21 protein-coding genes are annotated in these 26,469 nt (G+C 64.9%); 11 read left to right on the top strand and 10 right to left on the bottom strand.

Features of this window, described 5'->3' with window-relative positions:
* The first annotated feature begins 454 nt into the window (after nt 1–454).
* From kynU to U0004_RS10525, 5 genes are all read left to right on the top strand, one after another.
* Nucleotides 455–1,705 carry a kynureninase gene (gene kynU / locus U0004_RS10545; protein ID WP_070257776.1) on the top strand — a complete coding sequence of 417 codons (1,251 nt, stop codon included), beginning with the start codon at nt 455–457 and terminating at the stop codon, nt 1,703–1,705.
* An 8-nt stretch (nt 1,706–1,713) separates the two neighbouring features.
* On the top strand, nt 1,714–2,601 hold the full coding sequence (kynA, locus tag U0004_RS10540) for a tryptophan 2,3-dioxygenase (protein WP_034778007.1): 888 nt from the start codon (nt 1,714–1,716) through the stop codon (nt 2,599–2,601).
* Between the two features lie 9 nt (nt 2,602–2,610).
* On the top strand, nt 2,611–3,156 hold the full coding sequence (locus tag U0004_RS10535) for an RBBP9/YdeN family alpha/beta hydrolase (protein WP_070257757.1): 546 nt from the start codon (nt 2,611–2,613) through the stop codon (nt 3,154–3,156).
* Between the two features lie 96 nt (nt 3,157–3,252).
* Nucleotides 3,253–5,307 (top strand): toxin-antitoxin system YwqK family antitoxin, encoded by a 2,055-nt coding sequence (locus tag U0004_RS10530; RefSeq protein ID WP_139144205.1) that lies wholly within the window; start codon nt 3,253–3,255, stop codon nt 5,305–5,307.
* Between the two features lie 2 nt (nt 5,308–5,309).
* The gene (locus U0004_RS10525) at nt 5,310–6,338 is read left to right on the top strand and encodes a leucine-rich repeat domain-containing protein (RefSeq protein WP_070257759.1); all 1,029 of its coding nucleotides are present in this window, start codon (nt 5,310–5,312) and stop codon (nt 6,336–6,338) included.
* Here the strand turns inward: U0004_RS10525 and U0004_RS10520 are convergent.
* Nucleotides 6,335–7,381: a hypothetical protein gene (locus U0004_RS10520; RefSeq protein ID WP_081345727.1), complete on the bottom strand. Its 1,047-nt coding sequence runs from the start codon at nt 7,379–7,381 to the stop codon at nt 6,335–6,337. The two genes, U0004_RS10525 and U0004_RS10520, sit on opposite strands and share 4 nt — an antisense overlap.
* Nucleotides 7,382–7,515: 134 nt before the next feature.
* On the opposite strand from U0004_RS10520, the gene U0004_RS10515 reads away from it, so the two are divergent.
* Nucleotides 7,516–8,247 carry an alpha/beta fold hydrolase gene (locus U0004_RS10515; protein WP_070257778.1) on the top strand — a complete coding sequence of 244 codons (732 nt, stop codon included), beginning with the start codon at nt 7,516–7,518 and terminating at the stop codon, nt 8,245–8,247.
* Here the strand turns inward: U0004_RS10515 and U0004_RS10510 are convergent.
* From U0004_RS10510 to U0004_RS10495, 4 genes are all read right to left on the bottom strand, one after another.
* On the bottom strand, nt 8,224–8,589 hold the full coding sequence (locus U0004_RS10510) for a hypothetical protein (RefSeq protein ID WP_070257760.1): 366 nt from the start codon (nt 8,587–8,589) through the stop codon (nt 8,224–8,226). The two genes, U0004_RS10515 and U0004_RS10510, sit on opposite strands and share 24 nt — an antisense overlap.
* Nucleotides 8,586–8,936 (bottom strand): hypothetical protein, encoded by a 351-nt coding sequence (locus U0004_RS10505; RefSeq protein WP_070257761.1) that lies wholly within the window; start codon nt 8,934–8,936, stop codon nt 8,586–8,588. The genes U0004_RS10510 and U0004_RS10505 overlap by 4 nt, the downstream gene beginning before the upstream one ends.
* Before the next feature lie 187 nt (nt 8,937–9,123).
* The gene (htpG, locus tag U0004_RS10500) at nt 9,124–11,043 is read right to left on the bottom strand and encodes a molecular chaperone HtpG (RefSeq protein ID WP_070257762.1); all 1,920 of its coding nucleotides are present in this window, start codon (nt 11,041–11,043) and stop codon (nt 9,124–9,126) included.
* An 89-nt stretch (nt 11,044–11,132) separates the two neighbouring features.
* Nucleotides 11,133–12,551, bottom strand: a complete 1,419-nt coding sequence (locus tag U0004_RS10495) for an aminotransferase-like domain-containing protein (protein WP_070257763.1) — start codon at nt 12,549–12,551, stop codon at nt 11,133–11,135.
* Nucleotides 12,552–12,688: 137 nt separating this feature from the next.
* Here U0004_RS10495 and U0004_RS10490 point away from each other — a divergent pair, with 137 nt between their 5' ends.
* From U0004_RS10490 to U0004_RS10480, 3 genes are all read left to right on the top strand, one after another.
* Nucleotides 12,689–13,600 carry a DMT family transporter gene (locus U0004_RS10490; protein ID WP_070257764.1) on the top strand — a complete coding sequence of 304 codons (912 nt, stop codon included), beginning with the start codon at nt 12,689–12,691 and terminating at the stop codon, nt 13,598–13,600.
* Nucleotides 13,601–13,776: 176 nt separating this feature from the next.
* A complete protein-coding gene (locus U0004_RS10485) occupies nt 13,777–14,970 on the top strand; it encodes an aminotransferase-like domain-containing protein (RefSeq protein WP_070257765.1) in 1,194 nt (397 codons plus the stop codon).
* A 289-nt stretch (nt 14,971–15,259) separates the two neighbouring features.
* Nucleotides 15,260–16,618, top strand: a complete 1,359-nt coding sequence (locus U0004_RS10480) for a diguanylate cyclase domain-containing protein (protein WP_070257766.1) — start codon at nt 15,260–15,262, stop codon at nt 16,616–16,618.
* Here the strand turns inward: U0004_RS10480 and U0004_RS10475 are convergent.
* The 5 genes from U0004_RS10475 to U0004_RS10455 form a co-directional block, all read right to left on the bottom strand.
* Nucleotides 16,615–18,885, bottom strand: a complete 2,271-nt coding sequence (locus U0004_RS10475; RefSeq protein WP_070257767.1) for a TonB-dependent hemoglobin/transferrin/lactoferrin family receptor — start codon at nt 18,883–18,885, stop codon at nt 16,615–16,617. The two genes, U0004_RS10480 and U0004_RS10475, sit on opposite strands and share 4 nt — an antisense overlap.
* 248 nt (nt 18,886–19,133) lie before the next feature.
* The gene (locus U0004_RS10470) at nt 19,134–20,711 is read right to left on the bottom strand and encodes an FGGY-family carbohydrate kinase (protein WP_070257768.1); all 1,578 of its coding nucleotides are present in this window, start codon (nt 20,709–20,711) and stop codon (nt 19,134–19,136) included.
* A gap of 3 nt (nt 20,712–20,714) precedes the next feature.
* Nucleotides 20,715–21,110, bottom strand: a complete 396-nt coding sequence (locus tag U0004_RS10465; RefSeq protein ID WP_070257769.1) for a hypothetical protein — start codon at nt 21,108–21,110, stop codon at nt 20,715–20,717.
* On the bottom strand, nt 21,067–22,635 hold the full coding sequence (locus U0004_RS10460; protein ID WP_070257770.1) for a glycerol-3-phosphate dehydrogenase/oxidase: 1,569 nt from the start codon (nt 22,633–22,635) through the stop codon (nt 21,067–21,069). Before U0004_RS10460 ends, U0004_RS10465 begins: the two co-directional genes overlap by 44 nt.
* Nucleotides 22,632–24,242 (bottom strand): FAD-binding oxidoreductase, encoded by a 1,611-nt coding sequence (locus tag U0004_RS10455; protein ID WP_070257779.1) that lies wholly within the window; start codon nt 24,240–24,242, stop codon nt 22,632–22,634. The genes U0004_RS10460 and U0004_RS10455 overlap by 4 nt, the downstream gene beginning before the upstream one ends.
* A 127-nt stretch (nt 24,243–24,369) precedes the next feature.
* On the opposite strand from U0004_RS10455, the gene U0004_RS10450 reads away from it, so the two are divergent.
* Both U0004_RS10450 and U0004_RS10445 read left to right on the top strand, forming a co-directional pair.
* On the top strand, nt 24,370–25,443 hold the full coding sequence (locus tag U0004_RS10450) for an AraC family transcriptional regulator (RefSeq protein ID WP_070257771.1): 1,074 nt from the start codon (nt 24,370–24,372) through the stop codon (nt 25,441–25,443).
* 92 nt (nt 25,444–25,535) lie between these two features.
* Complete coding sequence (locus U0004_RS10445) at nt 25,536–26,318, top strand: 3-hydroxybutyrate dehydrogenase (RefSeq protein ID WP_070257772.1); 783 nt, start codon at nt 25,536–25,538, stop codon at nt 26,316–26,318.
* Nucleotides 26,319–26,469 lie beyond the last annotated feature (151 nt).

Below are 26,469 nucleotides of genomic sequence, written 5' to 3'. Positions count from 1 at the left end.
CTACTCGATCATGGTCGCACGCCAGTAACGGCGCGGATGTGGGAGGTTGGCCCTGTGCCGGATTTGCCCGACTTTTGGCCTGTAAAAAATATCACTTTTTTACAACAACTTGATAAGAATCAAGCCTGTCTACTGAGATAACGGCCGCCTTGGCAGGAACTTTAGGGCTTTTTTTAAAAAATATTTAAAATATTTCCAGCGCTGCCCTGACCGATTACCGGCGTTCATGTATCTGTTGTCGGCAGCGAATCGCAGAACTTTAGGGGTTTTTGAAAATATTTTTAAAAATCGTGATTTCTTTCGTTGACGCCCCACAAGCGGGCATTTTTCGCCGTCTTTCCATGCCCGGAACCGCGCTTCGCGGCGAGGATTTGCTACACTGCCACTTCCGCGTGATACTTTAAGCCTCAAGCAATATCATGCCATCCAGATAAGTATCAATATGAAAGCCACCATGATTTCTCGACAAGACTGCAGCGCGCGCGATCTCGATGATCCCCTCGCGCCCCTGCGCCAGCAATTCGATTTGCCGCAGGGCGTGATTTACCTCGACGGCAATTCCCTGGGTGCGCGGCCGAAGGCGGCGCTGGCCCGCGCCCAGCACGTCATCACGGCAGAATGGGGCACGGACCTGATCCGCAGCTGGAATACGGCCGGCTGGTTCGACCTGCCCAAGCGCCTGGGCGATCGCCTGGCTCCGCTGCTGGGCGCCGGCACGGGCGAAGTGGTGATCACCGATACCACCTCCGTCAACCTGTTCAAGGCCCTGGCCGCCGCCCTGCAGATGCAAGCCAGCGATCCTGCGCAGGCCGCGCGCAGAATCATCGTCAGCGAACGCAGCAACTTCCCCACCGACCTGTACATGGCGCAAGGCCTGGCCGCCTGGCTCGACCGCGGCTACCAGCTGCGCCTGGTCGACAGCCCCGACGAACTGGCGCAAGCCATCGATGCCGATTGCGCCGTCGCCATGCTCACGCACGTCAATTACCGTACGGGCTACCAGCACGACATGGCCGCCATCAGCAGCCATTGCCACGCGCAGGGCGCGCTGGCACTGTGGGACCTGGCCCATTCGGCCGGCGCCGTGCCGCTGGACCTGAACGGCGCCGGCGCCGACCTGGCCGTCGGCTGCACCTATAAATACCTGAATGGCGGTCCCGGCTCGCCCGCCTTCATCTGGGTGCCGGAAAAACACCAGGCGCGCTTCCGCCAGCCTTTGTCCGGCTGGTGGGGCCACGCCACGCCGTTCGCCATGGAGCCGGGCTTCGCGCCCGCCGACGGCATCGCCCGCGCCCTGTGCGGCACGCAGCCGATACTCTCGCTGGCCCTCGTCGAATGCGGCCTCGATATCTTTGCGCAAACGAGCATGGAAGCCATCCGCCGCAAGTCGCTGGCCCTGACGGACCTGTTCATCGCGCTGGTGGAACAGCGCTGCGCCAGCCATCCGCTGGGCCTCGTCACCCCGCGCGAGCATGCGCGGCGCGGCAGCCAGGTCAGCTTCACGCACCCGCACGGCTATGCCGTGATGCAGGCGCTGATCGCGCGCGGCGTGATCGGCGACTACCGCGAACCGGCCATCATGCGCTTTGGCTTCACGCCCCTGTACACGAGCTTTGCCGACGTGTGGGATGCCGTGGAAATCCTGCGCGACATCCTCGACACACTAGCCTACGACATCGCCGCCAAGCGCGATGCGGTCACCTGAGCCATCCCATGAGCGACGACAAGAATATGAACAAGGAAAACACCAGCGGCTGCCCCATGCATGCCGGCGGCCAGGATGCGCAGTGGCATGGCGCGCAGATGGATTTCAGCGAATCTATGAGCTACGGCAACTACCTGGCGCTGGACCGCATCCTCACGGCCCAGCATCCGCTGTCGCCGAACCACAACGAGATGCTGTTCATCGTGCAGCACCAGACGAGCGAATTGTGGATGAAGCTGATGCTGCACGAAATGCACGCCGTGCGCGCCAACCTGCAAAGCGGCGACCTGGCGCCCGCCTTCAAAATGCTGGCCCGCGTGGCGCGCATCATGGACCAGCTGGTGCATGCCTGGGACGTACTGGCCACCATGACGCCGCCCGAATACACGGCTATCCGCCCCTATCTGGGCGCCTCGTCCGGCTTCCAGTCCTTCCAGTACCGCGAAATCGAATTCATCCTGGGGAACAAGAACGCCGCCCTGCTCAACGTGCATACGACGGCACCGGAAAACTACAAAGTGCTCGACGCCGCCCTGCGCGCGCCATCCGTCTACGATGAGTCGATCAAGCTGCTGGCGCGCAGCGGCTTGCCCATCTCCGCCGAGCGGCTGAACGCCGACTGGACCCTGCCGACCGCCTCCGACGCGTCGGTAAAGGCGGCGTGGCTGGAAGTCTACCGCGACCCGTCGAAACACTGGGCCCTGTACGAACTGGCCGAAAAGCTGGTCGACCTGGAAACGGCCTTCCGCTTCTGGCGCTTCCGCCATGTAACGACGGTCGAGCGCATCATCGGCTTCAAGACGGGCACGGGCGGCACGGCGGGCGTGAGCTATTTGCGCAAGATGCTCGACGTGGTATTGTTCCCGGAGTTATTCGCCTTGCGTACCGAACTTTAAGGAGCATCGATGTCGCCTCTCGTCCTGACCCTGGCCGGCCTGTGGAATTCCGGGCCGCTGCACTGGCAAACCCATTGGGAAGCGCGCCACCCGCAATGGTCGCGCGTGCCGCACCGGGAATGGCAGACGCCGGACAAGGACGAATGGGTGGCGGAACTCGATCGCGCCATCGCCGCCTGCGAGCGCCCGCCCGTGCTGGCCGCGCACAGCCTGGCTTGCACGCTGGTGGCCCACTGGGCGGCCAGCGGCTCGCCGCACAAGATCGCCGGCGCCTTCCTCGTCGCCCCCAGCGATGTGGAAGCGCCCTCCTACCCGTCCGGCACGACGGGCTTTGCGCCGATGCCGCTGCAAGCCTTGCCGTTTCCCAGCCTGGTGGTGGCCAGCAGCGATGATCCCTACGTCAGCTTCGCGCGGGCACGCGCGTTTGCCGCCGCCTGGGGCAGCGATTTCACCATGATCGGCGACGCCGGCCATATCAACGGCGACGCCGGCTACGGCCCCTGGCCGGACGGCGAACAGCTGCTGCTGGATTTTTGCGCCGCGCACCAGCCTTGAACCGGGGCGCGCACGATAGGGGCGTATTTGCCCACAAGTAAGAACGCAGGCAGAATCGTGGCCTTTCCATTGCGGCGCCCCGGCGCCAGCCCCACGATGAAACGTCTGCTTCTGCCCTTGCTGCTTTGCTCCGCCCTCGCCCACGGCGCGCCCTTTTATGAAGGCAAGAGCCTCGCCCATCCCGCCATCAGTGCCTCGCAGGACAGCGGCCTCGATATCGCCTTCCTCAAGGAAAAAGAAGGCGTCAACGGCTATTACTGCGAGTGCAAGAGCGGTAGCGCGAAACCCATTTTGCTCGACCAGTTCGGCAACGCCGTCATCCGCTCCGTCTTCTACGCGTCACTGGACCAGGAGACGGACGACAGCGTGCAAACCATGCTGGTGCTGCTGCGCCAGGGCGACAAGAACGGCTTGCGCGCCTACCGCTATCACCGCAGCTCCGGCAAATACCGGCGCCTCGATGGCTTGCAGCCAGCCTTGAACCGCATCGTGGCGCAAAGCAGTGCTCCCAACGCGGGCCAGGTCAAGGCCGCGCTGGCCAAGCTGGCGCCGATGGACTACAGCGTCCCGCGCGGCAAGAGCGGCAATGCGGACTTCGACGCCATCGACCATACGCAAGGCACCATCGTCGGCTACTACAGCGATGACGGCAAGCCCGTGGCGGCCGGCGGCAAGAACGCCATCACCTACAAGAAAACCTTCCAAAAGAAAGGCGAGCGTTTTCTCACCGCCAGCTACACCCTGTACAGCGATGCGGGCGCGGGCATCCTGCCCAACTACCGCCTGTGGCAAGTGACGTGGGAAACGGCGCCGAAGCAATTCACGGGCAGCGCAGATGGCCCGTCCGTCATCTACAGCCTGGCCTGGGACGACGGCTCGGTGGTCGAGCGGGGCGAATACGTGAAAGGCAAGCGCCAGGGACTGTGGGTACGCGAAGGCATGCACGAAGGCAGCGAAAAAGGCCATTACGTCAACGGCCTGCAGGAAGGCATGTGGCACTTCAATTATCCCAGGCAGAGCGAGAGTGGCATGTACCGGGCCGGCAAGCGCGAAGGCCGCTGGATCGTCGTCAACTATGCCGATGCAGAGGAAGTGACGGGCTTCGACACCTATGCGGGCGGCCAGCTGAACGGCCCGCACGAACGCAGCATGGGCGGCAAGCTGCAAACGCGCGGCAACTACGTAAACGGCACGCGCCATGGCGCGTGGATCACGGAAGACGGCGACGGCAGCTTTATCGACGGCTTGCGCGACGGGCCGTGGAAGCTCAAGCTCAAAGACAAGGTCACGCAAAGCGTCACTTTCGTGCAAGGCAAAAAACAGGGCGAGGCCCTCGACAAGGATGCGCAAGGCGCGCTGCGCGTGCGCGACCATTACCAGGCGGGCGTGCTCGATGGCAGCCGCACCCGCTATCTGGGCCCGGCCGGCAAGGAATACGTGGTCTACACGGCTATCTACCGCAACGGCCAGCTCGATGGGCGCGAGCAGGCGTTCGACGACAGCGGCAAGATCCTGCGCCTCGATACCCTATGGGACAACGGCAAGAAGCAGGGCCTGGATGCGCGCTACTACCCGAACGGCAAGCCGGAACGCCTGGCTGTCATCGACCAGGGCCGCCTGCTCACGCACCTGCGCGAGTATTATGAGGACGGCCAGCTGCTCAACGACATCCACCGCTGCACCTTCAAGGAGTACGGCAGCACGCGCGACGACGTATGCGAGTACCACCACATGTACTACCCGGACGGCAAGCCGCAGTATTACTATGCATTCCAGTATGGCCAGCGCCAGGAAGGCTATTCGAACTACCCGAACGGCAAGCGCAAGGACGAACTGCTGGTCGACCGCGCCGCCGACACCTCCGTCGTCAACGCCTATTACGAAAGCGGCCAGCTCAAATGCACGGAGCCGCGCAGCGGCCACAGCACGCGCACGGTGAATGGCCAGACCATGATCAGCTATGGCTCGGCCGACCGCGACGGCGACAATATCTGCTACCACCCGAACGGCAAGGTGGCCAGCGTCTACACCTTCCGCAAGCGCGTGCTCGTGGAGTGCGGCAAGCGCTACGACGACACGGGCAAGCAGACGTTCCCCGGGCCGGAAGGCTGCCCGCCCCCCAGGAAGGTGGACTATCCGATAGGACTATGACAATGACGCAAACAAGACAGCCGCAGTGCATCCAGAACCCCGAGCGCATCGACGCGGAGGCGATCCGCGCCGCCATCGCCAGCGGCCAGCAGGTGCTGGTACAGTTCAATACCCTGGCCGAGCCAGGGCCGCTGCTGGCCGACCTCGACGCCCTGGCCGCCACCTGCGGCACGGCGCTGACCATCCGCATCTACGGCTATGACCCGAGGGTGTTCGATGCCCGCATCCTGCGCGCGCTGCCGCATGTGGCCAGCCTGTCCATCGATTGCCACTGGCAAGCCATCCATCTGGAAGTGCTGGGCGAGCTGCGGCATCTCAAGCGCCTGAGCCTGGGCGTCTACCAGCTGGCGGAGGGCGACATCCTGCAGCTGGACAATTTGCGCGGCCTCGAATACCTGAACCTGGGCGAATCGGCCAAGAACAATATCGACCTGGCACCCCTGCGCCACTACGCGCACCTGGCCAGCCTGGTCATCGAGGGCCACCATCAGCACATCGACACTCTGGCCAGCCTGCCGGCGCTGCATGAGCTGTCGCTGTATCGCATCAAGAACAAGGTACCGCTGGATTTCATCTCGGCGATGGGCCGTCTGGACCGGCTGCTGCTGCAATTGGGCGGCCGCGAATCGCTCGCGCACATCGAGGCGCCGCTGTTGAAGAAACTGGAAGTGATACGCGTGCGCGGCCTGGAAACGCTGGGCGATATCGGCCGTTTCCCGCTGCTGCAGGCGCTATGGGTGGAAGACCAGATCAAGCTGCGGCAGATCGCGCTGGGGGCCAATCCCGTGCTCGAACGCCTGGACCTGCACACCTGCAAGACACTCGACAGCCTGCCCGGCCTCGCCGCCCTGCCCGCACTGCGTCAGCTGTCGGCATCCGAGACCATGCTCGACGTCGACGCACTGCTGCAGGATATGCCCGCGTCGCTGACGCACGTGCGCCTGCGCACGGGCAGGAAAACACGCGACGACGCCATCGCCGCGCAGCTGGCGCAACTGGGCTACGACAGCGCGCGCGCAGTATTGACCTAGCGGACCTGGCGGCTGGCTACCAGCTTGCGCTGCCACAGCGCCACGTCGATCATCACGCCATCAGCGCCCGTGTTGCGGATGTAGACGCGGTAGCTGCCCTGCCCCATGTCGCCATCGAGGTAGGCCGTGCGCTCATTGCGCTGCAGCCTGGCGCCCTTGGCCAGCTGGCGGTAGCGCTCGACCACCGTGTCGAAGCTGGCATAGCTGCGCAGCGCCACTTCCAGGTCGCGCGGCGGGCGGCCTTCGGCATGGTCCAGCACATTGTTCTGTTTCTTGCCCTTCAGCGTGAGCGGATAGGCAAACACGCCGGCGCCGGCCGACGTCAGCACCGTGGATTTATCGAGCAGCAGTGGCAGCAGCGCCGGCGGATACGCGGGCGGCAGCTGGGCGCGGTTCCAGCCCGGCAGGGCCGGCTGCGCCAGCACATATTCGACGCTGGCGATCTTCTGCCCGTCGGCGCCCGCTTCCTTGTCGCCCGCGATCAGCGCCAGCATGGGCGGCAATTGCCGGGCCCAGGCCAGCAAGGGCGCCGCATCCCCGACCAACATGCCCTTGCGGTGGAACACCGTCAGCACCGCATTCGGATCGGGATTGCAGACTTTCGCCAGCGGCTGCCCCTCCAGGCGGCAATGCCCGTTGACCAGGCCAAAGGCAATGATGGCGCCGCGCTTGTCGAGCAGCATGGCGCCGCGTTCGCGGCCCTGCTTGCGGTCATTCATCGAGGCCAGCAACTGGCGGCCATCGGCCAGCACGCTGCGCGTGGCGTCGCGCTTTTCGCTGATCGCTTCAAGCGCCTGCGCCAGCAGCAGTTCATCGTCTTCCGTGTAGCTGCCGCGCGCGTAACCGAAGAAATCGAACAGGGCGGCGCGCACTTGCGGGTCTTCGCTCAGGCGCGGCAAGGGGCCGCCTGTCAACAGGGAAGACAGGCTTTTCCCGACCGGCGCCGAGGGTGCCGCCGTGGCGCGGGCAGGCTGGGAAAGGACGCAAGCCGCTGCCAGCAAGGCGCCGCCCAGGGTGCGGTAATTCGAAAAAATGATATGCATGATTCTGTCTGTCGGTGATTTGACCGCGATTCCGGCCACGCATGGCGCGCCGGCGATTCTAGCATGGCGCCAGTCCCCATGCGGTGCGGCTGGCGGACGGCGCGTGTGCCGGCGTGGCTGTTATGATGGCCGCAATGACGATACCAACCCACGCCTCGCCCCTGCTTGTCCTCCTGCCCGGCATGGATGGCACGGCACGGCTATTCCAGCGTTTTGACGCCGCCTTGCGCGCACAGGCCGCCATCGACACCCAAGCCATCGCCTATCCGGCCGCGCCACTCGATTACGCGGCGCTGGAAGCATTCGTGCGCGAGCGCTTGCCGCGGGACCGCCCCTTCGTCGTGCTGGCCGAATCGTTTTCGGGCCCGCTGGGCGCCGCCCTGCGCGCCGAGCCGCCGCCCGGCATGCGCGCCCTGGTCCTGTGCTGTTCGTTTGTGCGCAATCCGCGCCCGATGCTGGCGCCGCTGCGCCACCTGCTCGGCCTTGTGCCCTTTGGCGCCATGCCCGGCTTCGCCCTGCGCCAGGCGCTGCTGGCGCCCTGCTCCACGCCGCAGTTGCAGGATGAACTGGCAGCGGCGCTGGCGCAAGTGCCGCCCAGCGTGCTGCGCCAGCGCCTGCGCGCCGTGCTGGAAACAGACGCCTCGCGCAGCTTCGCGCGCGGCACCTTGCCGGTGCTGTATCTGCGCGCCCGCCACGACCGCCTGGTGCCGCATGCGAACGCGCTGCAGATACTGCGCCTGGCACCCGACGCGCAACTGGCCGACATCGCCGCACCGCACATGCTGCTGCAGGCGGCGCCGGAAGCGGCGGCCGTCGCCGTCACCGCCTTTCTCGCGGGCCTGTCAGCCGCGCAGGTATCCGCTTAAACGCGCGCTGGCCAGCACGGCCAGCCAGCTCACGCCGCCCGACAACACGCTGAAGTAGATGGCCCGCAGCGGATGCTGGGGCAGCAGGTACGCGAGCACGGCCGCGCCCAGCAGACCGCACAGCGCAGGCTTCCACCAGCCGGGCGGCAGCAGCGCCAGCAGCAGATTCGTGCCCGCATACACGTAAAACACCAGCAGCAAGGCCAGGCCGCCGGCCACGCCGCGCGAGCCCAGGCTGCCAAACAGCTGCGTGTACAAATAAAACCCCAGCCAGCTCAATGCGATAAACAGCAGGCAGCCCAGCGCATGCGCGCCCAGGCCGGTCATCAGGCGGATTTTCACGGTTGCTTGAGTACAGGAATGAAGCGGTGGCCGCAGGCATGGCACATGAAGGTACGCGCATACTTGTCCTGCAAGGCGGCGGCCTCCTTGTCCCAATTGGCGACGAAGGTCGTTTGCGACAAGGCGATGGAGGCGATGCCCCCTGCCACGAATATCCAGAACAGGCCATTCGCGCCGGCCTGGTAAAAGACGACGGCGGCAATGACAAAAATGATCACGCCCAACACGATCAGCCCTGCCTTCTGGTGGGTCTGCATCGTCGGCCCTGCGGCCTGGCGTGACAGCAAGGTCTGGCTGCGCGTATGCGCATGGCCATGGATGAAATCACCATCGATCCTGCCGGACATATGGGTCGATGTGCCTGAAATGCCGGAGGCATGCACCATGGAGAGGCGTTGAACGTTGGAACTGTCACATGCCGGGCAATGCGCCATTGCTTTTTCCATAAAATAAAATAATCGCGCACTGTAGCATAAAAAAAGCCGGCCCTTTCACGCAGAAAGGGCCGGCTTGCTTACGTCGACAGCCAGGCGTTTACTTCGCCGAATTGAGCAGCAATTCGTTCAGGCGTTTCACGAAGCTGGCCGGGTCGGCCAGAGAACCGCCTTCGGCCAGCATGGCCTGGTCGAACAGGATGTTGGCCCAGTCGCCGAACTTGCCGCCTTCGGCATCTTCGTATTTCAGGCGCGTCACCAGCGGGTGGTTCGGGTTGATTTCCAAAATCGGCTTCGATTCCGGCGCGCTCTGGCCAGCAGCTTTGAGCATGCGCAGCAGGTTGCCCGACAATTCGTTTTCATCGGCCACCAGGCAGGCTGGCGAATCGGTCAGGCGGAACGTCACGCGCACGTCCTTGGCCTTGTCGGCCAACACGGTCTTCATCTTGCCCACCAGGTCGGCGTACGAGGTTTCCGTTTCTTCGTGCTCTTTCTTTTCCGCTTCGTCTTCCAGCGCGCCCAGGTCCAGGCCGCCTTTTGCGACGGAGACCAGTTCCTTGCCTTCGAAATCCTGGATAAACGACAGCATCCATTCATCGACGCGGTCCGTCAGCAGCAGCACTTCGACGCCCTTCTTGCGGAAGATTTCCAGGTGCGGGCTGTTCTTGGCGGCGGCGTAGTTGTCGGCCGTGACGTAGTAAATCTTGTCCTGGCCTTCCTTCATGCGCGCCACGTAGTCGGCGAACGAGGTGATTTGCTCGTCGCTGTCGTTGGCCGTCGACGCAAAGCGCAGCAGCTTGGCCAGGCGTTCCTTGTTGGCCGCGTCTTCGCCGATGCCTTCTTTCAGCACCTGGCCGAATTCCTTCCAGAAGACGGCGTACTTGTCCTTCTTGTCCTGCTCGTCGGCGTTCGCCAGTTCTTCCAGCATGCCCAGCACGCGCTTGGTCGAGCCTTCGCGGATCACCTTGACGTCGCGCGACTCCTGCAGGATTTCACGCGACACGTTCAGCGGCAGGTCGGCCGAGTCGATCACCCCGCGCACGAAGCGCAGGTAGGTCGGCATCAGCTGCTCGGCATCGTCCATGATGAAGACGCGCTTGACGTACAGCTTGATGCCGCCGCGCTTGTTGCGGTCCCACATGTCGAACGGCGCCTTGGCCGGAATGTACAGCAGCTGCGTGTATTCGCTGCGGCCTTCCACGCGGTTGTGCGTGTGCGTCAGCGGCGACTGGAAGTCGTGCGACACGTGCTTGTAGAATTCGTCGTACTGTTCCGGCGTGATGTCGGCCTTGTTGCGGGCCCACAGGGCGCTGGCCTGGTTGACGGTTTCGAATTCGTCCTTCAGGACGGTTTCTTTTTTCTCGTCGTCCCACTCTTCCTTCTGCATCACGATCGGCAGCGAGATATGGTCCGAGTATTTGCGGATGATGGACTTGATCTTCCAGCTCGACAGCAATTCGTCCTCGCCTTCGCGCAGGTGCAGGATGATGTCCGTGCCGCGCGACGGCTTGTCGATCGATTCGATGCTGTAATCGCCTTCGCCGGCCGACTCCCAGCGCACGCCTTCGGAGGCGTCCACGCCGGCGCGGCGCGTTTCGACGGTGATCTTGTCGGCGACGATGAAGCCCGAATAGAAGCCCACGCCGAACTGGCCGATCAGGGCCGCGTCCTGCTGCTGGTCGCCCGACAGCTTGCCGAAGAATTCCTTGGTGCCCGACTTGGCGATGGTGCCCAGGTGCGAGATCGCCTCGTCACGGGTCATGCCGATGCCGTTGTCGGAAATGGTGATGGTGCGCGCATCCTTGTCGAAGCTGACCTTGATCTTCAATTCGTGATCGTTGCCGTACAGGGCGTCGTTATCGATCGCTTCAAAGCGCAATTTGTCGGCCGCGTCGGACGCGTTCGAGATCAATTCGCGCAGGAAGATTTCCTTGTTCGAGTACAGGGAATGGATCATCAGGTGCAGCATTTGCTTCACTTCGGTCTGAAAACCCAGGGTTTGCTTTTCGGAGACAGCCATTTTTACCTCATAGTCTTGTGGATGGGACGGATTCTACGGAGTTGGGGATGGTACAAGCGATTTCAAGAGCCCCCGGCAAATGTGCTGTTTTAGCCCAGTGCGCGGGCGAAAAATGCCCAGATGCGCTCGTCCTGCACCGTGGCCAGATTCAGGCGCATGCGGGTCGATGGTAGCTGGCGTGGTGAAAACAGGCTGCCCGGCGCCAGCACCAGCCCCTCGGCCAGCGCCTTCTCGGCCAGGACATTCGTGTCGCAGCCCGCATCGGCCCACACGAACATGCCGGCCGGCGCCGGATCGAAGCGCAGGCCGGCCCGCTCGGCGCGGCGATACGTGCCCTCGCGCACCTTGTCGAGCCGCGCGCGCAGGCGCTCGGCATGCTTGCGGTACAGCCCCTGCGAAAGGATCTTGTACACCACGCGTTCGCCGATGTCGCTGGTGGTGAGCGTTGCCAGCATCTTGCGGTCGGCCAGGCGCTGCGCCCATTCCATTGAGGTGGCGATGAAGCCCACGCGCAGGTTGGCCGACAGGCTCTTGGAAAAGCCGCCCAGGTAAATCACGCGGCGCAGCTGGTCCAGCGCGGCCAGGCGCGTGGCCGGCTGCACCGCGCCTCCCGGGTGCATGTCGCAATAGATGTCATCCTCGACGAGAAGGAAATCGTGCTGTTCGGCCAGGCGCAGCACCTGGAACGCCTTGGCCGCCGACAGCGAGGTCGAACTGGGGTTGTGCAGCACCGAGTTGATCACGTACAGCTTGGGGCGGTGCAGCGCCGCCAGCTCGGCCAGCACGGCGATATCGGGGCCGTCACCCAGGCGCGGGATGCCGATGACGTTCATGCCCATGGCGGCAAAGGCGCCGAACATCAGCCAGTACGCGGGATCGTCGACGAAAATGGTGTCGCCGGGGCGGGCGAACTCGCGCGCCACCAGGTCCAGCGCCTGCATCACGCCCACCGTGGTGACGATCTGCTCGGGCGGACAGGCGATTTCCAGTCCCGCCAGTTTCAGTTGCAACTGCTGGCGCAGCGGCAGGAAACCCTGCGGCGTGCCGTAGCCCAGCAGCAAACTGCCGGGCTGGCGGCTGACATCGCGCAAGGCGCGCGCCACCAGGTCGCCATCGAGCCAATCGGCGGGCAGCATGCCGGTGCCGGGCGCGGGAATGGCCGGCGTCTGGCGGAACATGTTACGGATCAGCCAGACCACGTCCATCGGCTGCGCCACCGCGTCCTGCGCGCCAGCGGGCGGCGCCGGCGTATTCAGGGGCGAGCGCTCGCGCACGAAAAAGCCGGCGCCGCGCCGCGATTCCAGGTAACCGCGCGCCACCAGCTTGTCGTAGCAGGCCACCACCGTGGCGCACGACACATCCAGGCTGGCGGCGCACTGGCGGATCGAGGGCATGCGCGCACCACCACGCAGCAGCTTGTCGTCGATGCGCGCCGCCAGCGAGCGCGTGATCTGGTCGATCAGGGTTTCGCCCGAGGCGCGCGACAACAAGGGAAGTGTATTGCTCATATGACCATGACAGTATGTGAAATTATGCGTGAAAGTGTATTTGTACTGTATTGCTATTGAGCCCTAGGATAGCAGTACCGGGCGCATTCATCCACATCTGCCCGTCTTTATTCCACGCCACCCGCACCAGGACAGCCATGCCATCGCACTCCACCACCTCCCCCAGTTCCCTCCCGCGCCTCGGCGCCGACCGCACAGGCCTGTTGCTGGGCTTGATCGCCGTCGCCCTCTTCAGCCTGACCCTGCCCTTTACGCGGCTGGCCGTGGCCGAACTCGACCCCACTTTTGTCGCCCTGGGCCGCGCCCTGGTGGCCGCCGCCCTGGCCGGCCTGTGGCTATGGCAGCAGCGCGCGCCTATGCCGCGCCGCGAACAGTGGCTGCCGCTGGCGCTCGTGTCGCTGGGCTGCGTGCTGGGTTTTCCCTGGCTGACGTCGATCGCCATGCGCAGCCTGCCCGCCTCGCACGGCGCCGTGCTGGTGGGCATCCTGCCGCTGGCCACCGCCGTGTTTGCCGTGCTGCGCGGCAAGGAACGCCCATCGCCGGGTTTCTGGCTGATGGCCCTGCTCGGCACGGCGCTGGTGGTGGCCTTCGCGCTGCGCCAGGGCGGCGGCAGCTTCCACCTGGCGGACTGGCTGATCTTTGCCGCCGTCCTGCTGGCTGCACTCGGCTATGCCGAAGGGGGGCGCCTGGCGCAAGCGATGCCGGGCCAGCATGTGATTTCCTGGGCCCTGCTGCTGGCCGTGCCTTTTGTCTTGCCCGTGGTACTGTGGAACGCCTGGCCGCAGCGCGCGCTGATGGCGCAGGCCAGCGGCGCGGCCTGGCTGGGCTTTGCCTACATTTCCGTGTTTTCCATGTTTATCGGCTTCTTTTTCTGGTACCGGGGCATGGCGCTGGGCGGCGTGGCGCGCGTGGGACAAACGCAGCTGCTGCAGCCTTTCCTCACCCTGGTGGGCGCGGCCGTGCTGCTGAACGAGCCGTTGACGGGTGAAAGCCTGCTGTTTGCCGGCGCCGTGATCGCCGTCGTAGGCATAGGACGCAAGCTGAAGTAAAGTGCCTTGACGCCCATTTGCAACGCCGTTGCGCGTGCGGATGGGCAGAGCAGCGTGCAAGCCGTACAATACCGCAGCACCATGGCGACGCCTATCCGGCGCCGCTTGCGCACGCACCGCCACAAGCGGGCCAACAAATCCAGCCGGCGCAGCTCGGCATCTTCTGTGAGACTCGTATGAAAATTGAAAATCCGAATCCGATCCAATGGCGCTTTGCCGAACGCGCGGAACAGCTGCAAAGCTCGTTCATCCGCGAAATCCTGAAGATCACGCAGCGTCCCGAGATCATCTCGTTTGCCGGCGGCCTGCCCTCGCCCGCCACCTTCCCCGTGGAAGAAATGAAGACCGCCTTCGACAAGGTCCTGTCGAACAATGGCAAGGTGGCCCTGCAATACGGCCCGACCGACGGCTACCTGCCGCTGCGCCAGTGGATCGCCGACTCGCTCTCCAGCAATGGCAGCACCATCATGCCGGAACAGGTGCTGATGACGTCCGGCTCGCAGCAGGCGCTGGACTTGCTGGGCAAGGTCCTGATCGACGAAGGCAGCAAGGTTCTGGTGGAAACCCCCAGCTACCTGGGCGCCCTGCAGGCGTTTTCCGTCTACCGTCCCGAATTCGTTTCCGTCGACACCGATGACGAAGGCCTGGTGCCGTCGTCGATCAACCCTGTCGCCGATGGCGCGCGCCTGCTGTACGCGCTGCCGAACTTCCAGAACCCGACGGGCCGCAGCCTGTCCGTGGCGCGCCGCGTGGAGCTGGTGGAAACCTGCGCCCGCCACGGCCTGCCGCTGATCGAGGATGATCCGTACGGCGCCCTGAGCTACAGCGGCGAGCCGTATCCGAAGATGATCAACATGAATCCGGACGGCGTCATCTACATGGGCTCGTTCTCGAAAGTGCTCACGCCGGGCATCCGCCTCGGCTACGTGGTGGCGCCGATGCCGCTGGTGCGCCGCCTGGAACTGGCCAAGCAGGCGGCCGACCTGCACACGTCGCAGCTGACGCAGATGGTCGTGCATGAAGTGATCAAGGATGGCTTCCTGGAGCGGCATATCCCCAGCATCCGCAGCCTGTACGGCAACCAGTGCCAGGCCATGCTGTCGGCGCTGGAAGAGCATTTCCCGGCCGGCGTTACGTGGACCAGACCGGAAGGCGGCATGTTCATCTGGGTCACCCTGCCGAAGCACATCGACGCGATGACATTGCTCGATGAAGCCATCGCCAACAAGGTCGCCTTCGTGCCGGGGGCGCCGTTCTACGCGAACACGCCGGAAACGCACACCCTGCGCCTGTCGTTCGTGACGGTGCCGCCGGAACGCATCCGCGAAGGCATCGCCATCCTGGGCAAACTGATCGCCGCAAAAATGTAACTCGCCTCTTCGCGCCCCGCTGCCGCGGGGCGTGTCACTGCTGCCCCCGGCGCCAAGGGGCACGCATCTTTTCCGCTAAAAACCGCCTTCACGATGGCAACTGCGTGTATTTATTCATAAAAATATTAAAATAATAATATTTTACCGCCTCGTGCACCATCGATTTTTCCACCCAAAAAATTAGCAAAGCGGTATGATTTGACCGCTGTATCCGATTTGAACCCAGTCAACATCACTTAAAGTGCAGCAAACGCTGGCATCGCAAAGTACATCGAGAAGGCCGGAAGCAATGAGTCCAGGCAGTGTGGAGCATTCCCATAGGCGCAACGCCGCCATTTTGATTGTCGATGATGCGCCGGCCAACCTTGAGCTGCTGCGCAAGCTGATGAGCGAACAGGGTTATCAAACCTATGTCGCCACATCCGGCGAGCGGGCGCTGGCGATCGCCCAGCGCGCCCACCCGGACCTGATCCTGCTCGACGTACTGATGCCGGACATGGACGGCATCGAAACGTGCCGCCGCCTCAAGCAGCATCCGCTGACGCAGCGCATTCCCGTCATCTTCATGAGCGCCAAGACGGAAACGGAAGACGTGGTGGCCGGCTTCGACTGCGGCGCCGTCGACTACATCAGCAAGCCGCTGCGCATGGCCGAAGTGTGCGCGCGCGTGCGCGCCCAGCTGCAAATCCGCAGCAACAATGAAAACCAGCAGGAACAGGCCGAGCGCCTGCGCACCATCGTCAACAACATGGCCGAGGGCTTGCTGATCATCGAAGCCGATGGCCGCATCCAGTACACCAACCCGGCTTGCGACCAGTACCTGGGCTACCGCGAAAACGAACTGGCCGGACGCTCCATCGGCGAACTGCTCAGCCCCCTGGTGACGCAGGAATACCTCGATTACTTCGCCATGTACGCGGCCAATCCCGAGAAGGCGCACAACCACGGCACGCGCGAAGTGGCGATCCGCCACCGTAACGGCGAGACACTATGCATGGACCTGACCCTGACGCCCATGTATCTGCGCCAGCCCCTGTATATCGGCCTGCTGCACGACATCACGCACCACAAGCAGTCGGAAGATGCCTTGCAGCGCGCCGCCTACCTCGATCCGCTGACAAAAATCGCCAACCGCCGGCATTTCGACAGCTTCCTGGAAAAGGAATGGCAGCGCGCCGTGCGCGGCGGCGGCGCCCTGTCGCTGGTGGTGCTCGACGTCGACCACTTCAAGCTGTACAACGACAGCCTGGGCCACCCGGCCGGCGACAGCTGCCTGCAGCAGGTGGCGCAAGCCATCGCCTCGCACGCCGCCCGCCCGGGCGACCTGGCGGCCCGCTACGGCGGCGAGGAATTCGTCCTGCTGTTCGCCGACACGGATGCCGAAAGCGCCCTGCACCTGGCCGAAGCCATCCGCGCGCACATCGAAGCACTGCAATTGCCGCACCCCCGATCTGGCACCTCGCCATGGATCACCGTCAGCATCGGCGTGGCGACCATCCACCCGCACCAGCTGGACGACCGCAAGGTGCTGTTCGTCGCCGCCGACCGCGCCCTGTACGTGGCCAAGGAAGAGGGGCGCAACCAGGTGCGCGCCACGCAGTCGGGCAGCACGGCCTGGGAAACGGTCAAGGCGCTCGTTTTACGTTAGAACTTTCTCGACACGCTCAGTTTCGCATTGCGCCCCACGCCCGTCACGGCTTCACTCAGGTACGGCATGTAGTTGCGGTTGAAGACATTATCGACCGTCAAGCGTACTTCCGTGCCACGCCACACTCCCTGCCTGCCATGCCACGAAGCGAACAGGGTGTGCAGCGCATAGCCTTTCGATGGCGGCAGGCGGTAGACATTCCCCACCGGCAGGACGCGCTCCTGCTTCGCCACGAAGCGGCCCTGCCAGCCGATGCTGGCCCCGAGGTCGGGCATGCGCCAGCCCAGGCCCGCCATCAATTTATCCGGCGCGATGGTCGACACGGGTTCGTCCTGGCCCCACGGGTCGCGCTGGGAACCGGTGCGCGTGCCGCGCTGCTTCGACAACGAAGCGCTGGCAAACAGGCGCGGCGAGTTGTAGTAGGACTCGACTTCCACGCCCTGCGTGTGGAAACCGGCCAGATTGCGGTAGGACGACAGGGCTGGCGGCACCTTGCCCGATCCCGGCACATAGCCTTCGATCAGGATGCCCAGGCGCGGGCCGATATTGTCGCTGACCTTGTTACGGTACGCCGTCAGGCGCAGCTGCACGTCGTCGCGCTCCATGAATACGTTCTGCCGGTGCAGCATGACGCCCGTGCGCACGGCCGTCACCCGCTCGACGGCCAGGTCGCGGCTGGTGCCCGGTGTCGATGAACCGAGCCTGGACGACACATAGTATTCGTTCGAATACATCTCGTCGATCGTCGGCGCGCGCCAGGTGCGGCTCAAGTCGCCGAACAGCGCCACGCTGCCCGACGCCTTCCAGAACAGGCCCAGGCGGGGAGACCAGTCCTCGTGCGTCTTTTCGCTGAAGTCGTGGCCAGCCGCCGCCAGCGGGCTGTTGTAGCGCGACGCCTTGTTCGGCACGCCCTCGGAAACGACCCGGTCGTGGCGCAGCGCCGCCGTCACCGTCAGGTCGCCATACGTCATCGCATCCTGCAGATACAGGCCCGTGGTTTCCTGGCGCCCGGCCGGCATGTAGTAGGGCTGGAAGTAGCCGTAGTTGTAGCTGGGATCCTTCAGCGCCGTCGACGACGGGTAGTACATCAGGGTGTCGCGCACGTTCTTGTGCCATTGCAGGCCCGTTAGCAGCACGTGCGAAATGGCGCCCGTCGCAAACACGCTTTCGTTGCGCACCTCCGCAATGCGGTCCACGTACGAGGCCCAGCTCTCGTTGCCCAGGGATCCCAGGTAGGAGCCCAGCGAAGCGGACGGCAGGCGCTTGTCATGCTGGTCCGTGTGCGAATAGCCGGCGCTGGCCGTCAGCTTGATCCATGGATTGCCCTGCGGCGCGTACTGCCACTTCACGGAATACGTATCGTCGTCCTGGTCGCGGTATACGGCCTTGCGCTGCCACGCTTCTTCCAGTCCGTACTTCCGGATCTCCGCCTCGGTCGGCGTGGGCACGTCCTCGCCCATGGCGGCGAACGGGCCCCAGCCCGTGCTGCCGCTCTTCATCGCCGTCAGGGTCAGGAGCTGTTCCGGCGTCAAACGGATATTCAGCTTGGCCAGGCTCGATGGCGCGTCGATGGCGGAAAAGCGGAATGGCTTGCCATCGGGTTTGCGCAAATCGTCGGACTTGCGCTGCGTGGTGAAGGCCATCGCATCGAAGCGGCCATCTTCCGTGCGGCCGTAGACGGCCACGGTGGCGTCGTTTTCCGCATTGTTCGAATGACGCGAGTACTTCACCATGGCGCCCACTTTCTCGCCGCCTTCCAGCAAGTCTTGCGCGTCCTTGGTCTCGACCGTGATGACGCCGCCGAAGCCGCCATTGCCGTACAAGCTCGTATGCGCGCCCTTGTTCACCTCGATCTGCTTGATCAGTTCCGGCTCGATGAAGATGGAACCCTGGCGGTATTTTTCAAAGCCCTTGGGCACGCCGTCGAGGATGACTTTCACGTCCTGGACTTTATTGAAGCCCCAGATATTGAGACTCTGGCCGCTGGGACGTGCCGTGCCGGCCAGGTCCACGCCAGGCAAGGTGTCGAGCAAGGACGCGACATTGTCGGCCTGCTGGCGTTCGATATCGGCGCTGTTGATGTACGAACGGCCGGCCGTGCCGGCGCTGATGGCGTCGCCAAACACGCTGATGGCGGGCATCTGCACGGCGTCAGCCTTGTCTGCCTTGTCGGCCATCGCCGCCGCCCACGCATGGCCGTGCGCGCCGCCCAATGCCAGCGCCAGCGCGGCGGCCAGCGGGGTCAATCCATTTTTGCTGCTCTTCATCGCTATCCTTGCCTGGGTTTGCTTACTGCTTGATGCTTCTGGAATGAAAAAATGCTGGGGCAGAGGAAGGCGGTGCACGATCAAGCGGCGGCGTTGAAGGAAGCGTTGCGGCGAACTCTGCCCGCGCGGACACGCCGCCGGCGCATGGCCGGCGGCGCATTGCAGTCACCGGAATAAGTTGCCTTAGTGAAATGCGGAACACATCATATATTAAATGCGAATGATTCGCAATACGATTTAATGCGTAGTTATTCCGGATAGCCTGTGATGTCGGCGATCTCGCGGTACAGGGGCTGCAGCCGCGCATACATCTTGCGGTACACGCGCCGGTACAGCTGTTCGTAGATCTTGCGGTGCTCGGGATGCGGCTGGAATACCTTGCCCTTGCGCGTCATCGCCTGCACGGCAGCGGGAAAGTCCGCATGCCAGCCCAGGCCCACGGCGGCGGCGATGGCCGCGCCCAGGCCCGAACTTTCATACACGTGGGCGCGCGCGGCCGGCAAGCCGAAGATGTCGGCCGTCAGCTGCATGGCAGAGTCGCTTTGCGAACCGCCGCCCGCGATGCGCAGCTCCGTGATGGCGATGCCGCTGCGCTGCTCGATGCGCTCCTTGCCTTCGCGCAGCGCATACGCGAGGCCTTCGAGGATGGCGCGGTAGATGTGCGCGCGCGTGTGCACGTCGCCAAAGCCGATCATGGCGCCCTTCGCTTCCGGGCCCGGCACCTTGATGCCGGGACTCCAGTACGGCTGCAGCATCAGGCCCATGGACCCGGGCGGCACGGCGTCGACCAGGCGGTCGAACAGCGCTTCGGCGGACAGGCCCGTGCCGTCTTCGGCGGCGGCCGCCCGCTCGCGGTCGCCGAACTGCTCCTTGAACCAGTTGACCATCCAGTAGCCGCGGAAGATCTGCACTTCCGTGCTGTAGGCGCCCGGCATGGCGGCCGGGTACGGCGGAATGAAGCGCGTCACTTCCACGTACTTGCGGTTGGTGGTGTTGATGGTGGCCGTGGTGCCGTAGCTCAGGCACGCCACGTGGGGCTCGACGCAGCCGGCGCCCAGCACCTCGCACGCCTTGTCGGCGGCCGCCGCCAGCAGGGGCGTGCCTTCCGGGATGCCCGTCGCCACGGCGGCGGATGCCGTGATGCCGCCCATGCGCGTGCCCGGCGTCACCAGCTCGGGCAGCATGGAGCGCTTGATCGCCAGCGCCTGCCATTTCCAGTCGAAGCGCCCGGCCCACGCATGGCGCTTGTAGTCGAACGGGATGTACGCCACTTGCGAGCCGGTCGAATCAACGTAGCGCCCGCAGAGGCGATGGTTCAAGAAGCCCGACAACAGCAGGAATTTGTGCGTGCGGCGCCAGATGTCGGGCTGGTGCGCGCTGATCCAGTTGATCTCGGCCTCGCGGCGGAAGTAAGCGATCGTGCCATCGAGGCGCGTGGCGCGGAAGGCGGCGCGCCACCATGGCGCCAGTTGTGGGATGTCGCGCGTGCTGCGCTGGTCCAGCCAGGTGATGGCGGGCCGCAAGGGCTGCCCCTCCTCATCCACATTGACGACCGTGCCGCGCTGCGTGGTCAAGGCCACGCCGGCCACCAAGGATCGATTGATGTCCGTGCCGCGCCACAGTTGCTGGCATGCTTCGCACACGGCTTGCCAGTAGCCGTCGGCGTCATGCTCGGCCCAGCCGGGGTGGTCGGAATAGTACGCTTCCAGAAACACTTGCGCCTTGGCCGCCAGCCTGCCGTCCCGGTCGAACAGCAGCGCGCGCACGCTTTGCGTGCCATTGTCGATGGAGAGGATATACGGACCATCGTCCGCCAGGGAAGCCATGGCTTATGCCACGCTGGCCAGCGCGGCGCGCAACGCTTGCAGCAGCGCCTGCGGATCCTTGTCAGGCTGCGCGCTGAACACGGGCACTTCCCAGTCCTGTCCCCGCACGGCCACCACGCGCAGGCGCCCCTGCGCATGCCAGGCCGGATACCAGCCCACATCGACGATGTCGCCATTCGCGCACGTGATTTGCAGCAGGTCTTCGCCCAGGTCGTCGGCGAGGGCATCCACGGGCAGGCGCAAGTCCAGCGGAGACAGGCTGTCGTAGGTGATGCGGGCGTCGCCCAGTGCCAGGGGCTGGCCAAACAGGGTGGTCTCGATGATGTTCTCCTCTTTTATAGTTTTTATCGTTGCTTCATGCGCCTTGCGGCACGCTGTAATGGCGGCGCCACAGGGCAAGGTAACGCTGCCGCTCTTCCTCCCAGCGCGCGTCATCCCAGCCCAGTTCATGCTGGCAGATGGCACGCAGGCGCGGCATGATAGCAAGCGCGCCGCCAGCCAGCTGCAAACCGAGGCGCGTGCGCCGCAGCAGCAGGTCGTCCAGGTGCTGCACGTCTTCCATGCGCGCGCCCCAGCGCAGCTGCGCCCACAGGGTCTGCGTGCCGGGAATCGGCGCCAGTTCGCCATCCTGCGCCGCATCGCACAGGGCTTGCGCGGCCGCGCCATGACGACCCAGCAGGCGTTCGCGCTGTTCGCCATCGAGCGCCAGGGCCTTGCCCGACAAGGATGGCGTGGCGTCAAAAATCGGCAAGGGGCGCAAATCCGCCTGCCAGCCCGGCAGCAGCGGGGCCGCGCGGCGCAAGGCGTCGAGGGCGATCATGCGGAACGTCGTCAGCTTGCCGCCCGCTACCGTCAGCAAGCCGTTTTCCAGCCATAGCGCATGTTCGCGCGCTTCCTTCGACGGGTCAAGCTGGCCGCTGCCGATCACGGGACGCACGCCGGCAAACGTGGCCAGCACGTCGCCTTCGCCCAGCGCCAGCTGCGGGAACTGCCACTGCAATGCGGCCAGCAGATATGCGAGTTCGCCGCGCGTGATGGCCGGCTCCAGGTCCAGGCCGGCGCCATGGTCGACATCGGTGGTGCCCACCAGGGTCACGCCCTCCCACGGATACGCAAACACGGGACGGCCATCGTGCGGATGCATCAGACTGACGGCTTGCGCCAGCGGCAAACGCCACGCGGGCAGCAGCAGATGGCTGCCACGCAGGGGCCGCAGTTTCGGCTTTTCTCCCACCTGGCCGCGCAAGGCGTCGGCCCAGGCGCCCGTGGCGCTGATCACCAAACGCGCGCGCACGGTGGATACCGTGCCATCGAGCGCATCGTTCAACGTGGCGCCGGCGACCTTGCCGTCGTCATGCAGCAGCGATGCCACGCCCAGGTAATTGACGGCCACGCCGCCATGGCGGCGCGCCTCCTGCAGCACGCGCAGCACCAGGCGCGCATCGTCCGTCTTGGCGTCCTGGTACAGCATGCCGCCCTGCAGGCCGTCGCGCCGGATGTGCGGCGCCAGCATCGCAAAGTCGGACGCATCGACATAGCGGCGCGCGCGCCGCCCCGCCATCACGTCATAGATGGCCAGGCCCAGCATGAACTGGCGCCGCCCCGGCTTCCTGCCCGCGTAGTCGCCAAAGGCAAAACCCTGCGGCTCGACCAGCCCCGCCGCATCCGTCAGCAACGCTTGCCGCTCATGCACCGACTCGCGTGTCATCGCAAACTGGCCCTGCTTCAGGTAGCGCAAGCCGCCGTGCACCAGCTTCGAGGAGCGGCTCGACGTGCCCCAGGCGAAATCGCGCTGCTCCACCAGCAACGCCTTCAAGCCGCGCCGCGCCGCTTCCAGCAGGATGCCGGCGCCCGTGATGCCACCGCCGACGATCAAGATATCCCACTCGCGCGCCAGGATCCCAGGCAGCTCCCCCCTGTTCACGATGGGCCTCCGGCGTCAGGCAGCAGTTTGCCGGGGTTCATCATGCCTTGCGGGTCGAACTGGCGCAGCAGCGCGCGCATGGCGGCGATGCCCAGTTCTCCCTTTTCCGCCGCCAGCCAGGACGCGTGGTCCGTGCCCACGCCATGCTGGTGGCTGATGGTGCCGCCGTTGGCGACGATGGCCGCGCTGGCCGCGTCTTTCAAGGTACGCCAGCGCGCCATGTTGTCTTCAAAGGTCGGCGCCAGCCGGTACACATACGTGGTGTAGACGCTGGCCCCCTGCGCATACACGTGCGACAAATGCGTGTAGGCGTGCACCTGCTCGCCATGCGCCGCCAGCGCATTGGCGCCCGCCTGCTCCAGCGCCGCCATCATCGCCGTGACGCGCGGCCAGTCGACGGCCGTTTCCACCGTATCGATGACATAGCCATGCTCCCAGGCGCCGTTGCGCAAGTAGACGTTGCGAAAGCGCCCCTGCTTCCACTTGTCGCCCATGTGGCGTCCCACGTGCACGCCCTTGTGCCGCCGCGCCAGCGCCAGGGCGCCGCGCAGGGCCGCGCGCGCCGGTTTTTCTTCTCCGCTGACGCCCACCATCAGCATGCATTTTCCCTCGCCGCAGCCGCGCAGGGACAAATAGCGTTCCAGCAGCCCCACCAGTTTTTTATGCCCGGCCAGGGTCAGCATGGTTTGCGTTTCCAGCGCATTCGACAGGCGCAGCATGCACAGCGGAAGGCGCGACTGGGCCAGCGCCCGCACGGCCTCCTGCGCCTGGCCCCAGTCGGCGAAAAACACGGCGTGGAATGCTTCATAAGGGGGCAGCGGCGAGACGCGCACCGTCGCCTGCGTCACGATGCCCAGCCGGCCCTCGGAGCCGAGCACCATTTCGCGCAGGTCGATGCCGGCCGCCGAAGCGGGAAACGTGGGGATGCTCAGGGTACCTGCCGGCGTTTCCACTTCGCCGCCCGCGAACAGCTGCTCGATGCGGCCATAGCGCAAGGATTGCTGGCCCGACGAGCGCGTGGCGATCCAGCCCCCCAGGGTCGAATATTCGAACGACTGCGGGTAGTGGCCCAGGGTGTAGCCGTGCGCGCGCAGCTGCGCTTCCAGGTCGGGGCCGTACACGCCCGCGCCGAACGTGGCCAGCTGCGCTTCGCGGTCCAGGTGGCCCAGCGCGCACAGGCGCCCGAGGCTGAGCGCCAGCACGGGACGCGGCCCCGCCGCCACCGTCAAATGCCCGGCCACGCTGGTGCCGCCACCGTGGGGAATCACGGCCACGCACGCCTGGCGCGCATACGCGAGCAGCTGGCGCACCTGCAGCGCGCTGTCGGGAAAGGCCACGCCATCGGGCACGGCGCCGATGCGGCCATGGCGTAATTTAAACCAGTCGGGCAGGCTTTGACCGAGCGCATGGCGCACGCGCGTGGCAGGCTTGGTGTCGATCAGCGGATGCGGCGCCAGGCGCGAAGCGGGCACTTGCGCACAGGCATCGTCGAAGGTGGCGTCGACAACGGCACTGCCCGGCCCCAGGCGCGCGCGCAAGAAAGCCAGCGCATCCTCGCTCAGCGCATACGTGATGCTCTCGTCTCCCCAGCCATTCCAGCGTTGCATCGACATCCCCTCTTATTGGTCCAGTTGCGCGCCACGGCGGCTTGCTATACTGTCCTTGCCTTCTCAACAGCATATGCCGCCACAGGCCAAGGGTATTGGTTTTTCATGACAATCGCATTGTTCCATCATGACAAGTACTGACGGCCGGGTCGCCGGCGCCTATCTGCAGCCGCTGCTCGAAGCGGCCGGCGCGCACGGCATCGCGCCTGCCAGCCTGGCGCAGGCGGCCGGCGTGGCGCCGCACAGCCTGGAAGCATCCGCGCCCAGCCTCGCCGCGCGCGACTACGTGCGCCTGCTCGATGCGGGCGCACAGCTGGCGGGCGATGCGCATTTCGGCCTGCACGTGGGGCAGCGCGTACGCATGGGCACCTACAGCGCGTATGGCTTGATTTTGCTCAGTTGCAGCAACGTGGGCCAGGCGCTGGAACAGACGGCCCGCTATGAACGACTGGCGCACGACCTGGGCCGCTCGACCCTGCAGCGCGATGGCGCCGTCGCCCATTACCGCTGGACCAGCAACTATCCGGGCGCCAGCCGGCACCTGGTCGACAGCGTCTTTGCCGGCATCCGCGTCTGCGGCGACTGGCTGGCGGGCATGCCGCTGCCGCCGGCCCAACTGGCGTTCAGCCACGATGGCGGCGGCGACCTGCTGCGCCACGCGGCGCACCGCGACGAATACCTACGCGTGCTGGGCAGCCTGCCCGCCTTCAACGCCTCCGCCAACACGGCCACCTTCGATGCGCAATTGCTGGACTGGCCCGTGCCGAACGCCGACGTCAGCCTGTACCCCGTGCTGTGCCAGCATGCGGAACAATTGCTGGCGCTGCGAGAAGCTGAAACAGACACTGGCGGCGCCATCGACGCGCAAGTGCACGCGGCCATCGTGGCGGGTTTGCGCCAGGGTTCGGCACGGCTGGCCACCGTTGCCGCCGCCCTGGCTGTCACGCCGCGCACCTTGCAGCGCAAGCTGGCCGACGCGGGCACCAGCTTCCAGGCCCTGCTGGACCAGGCCAGGTACGGCCTGGCGCGCGACTATCTGCGCGAGCCGGATTTGTCGCTGGTCGACATCGCCTTCCTGCTCGGCTACCAGGAACAAAGCGCGTTCAATCACGCGTTTCGCACCTGGGCGGGTACCAATCCCGGCGCCTGGCGGCTACAGGAAATGCTTGACAAGCGGATTGACAAGCAGCAAGTCCCTTAGGCGTGCGCGGGGCATGCGCGGCCCGTTTTCTCGCTATACTGGCGCAGTCAGGTTTTCCACGATCACTCCAACCCGCAATGCAAAGGATTAATATGCAACTCAAAGACAAAGTCGCACTGATTACCGGCGCCGCCAGTGGTATCGGCAAGGAAATGGCCATCGAATACGCGAAACAAGGCGCCAAGGTCGTCATCGCCGACCTGGCCCTGGAAGCGGCCAGCAAGACGGCCGAGGAAATCAAGCAGTCGGGCGGCCAGGCGTTTGCCGTCGCCATGGATGTCTCCAGCGAAGAACAGGTCGACAAGGGTGTGGCGGATGCGGCGGCCCACTTCGGCGGCATCGATATCCTGATCAGCAATGCGGGTATCCAGATCATCAGCCCCGTCGTCGACTACCCGTTCGAGCAATGGAAAAAGATGCTGGCCATTCACATGGACGGCGCCTTCCTCACCACGCGCGCCTGCATGCGCGAAATGATCAAGGCCGGCCGCGGCGGCGCCATCATCTACATGGGTTCCGTGCACTCGCACGAAGGCTCGCCATTCAAGAGCGCCTACGTGGCCGCCAAGCACGGCTTGCTGGGCCTGGCCAAGGTGGTGGCCAAGGAAGGTGCGAAAGACGGCATCCGCGCCAACGTCATCTGCCCCGGCTTCGTGCGCACGCCGCTGGTCGACAAGCAAATCCCCGAACAGGCGGCCCAGCTCAACATCAGCGAAGAAGACGTGATCAAGAAAGTGATGCTGAAAGACACCATCGACGGTGAATTCACCACGACGCAGGACGTGGCGCAAACTGCCGTCTTCCTGGCCGCCTTCCCGTCGAACGCCTTGAGCGGCCAGTCCATCGTGGTCAGCCACGGCTGGCACATGCAATAGTGGTGACACCCGCCCACATCGGCTGCGCGGCGCGCTATGCGGCCTGTGATGCTCGCTGTGCTCCAGCACAGCTGCGCGTCTCGGCCACACATCGCTGCCGCTCGCGATGATGTGGGCGGGCGTTGCCGCGTAAGCGTATTAACCTTTCCGT

This window comes from Janthinobacterium lividum, from assembly GCF_034424625.1.
Taxonomy (GTDB): Bacteria; Pseudomonadota; Gammaproteobacteria; order Burkholderiales; family Burkholderiaceae_D; genus Janthinobacterium; species Janthinobacterium lividum.
Note: the sequence above shows the minus strand (reverse complement) of the source record. Positions and strands in the feature narration are given on the sequence as shown.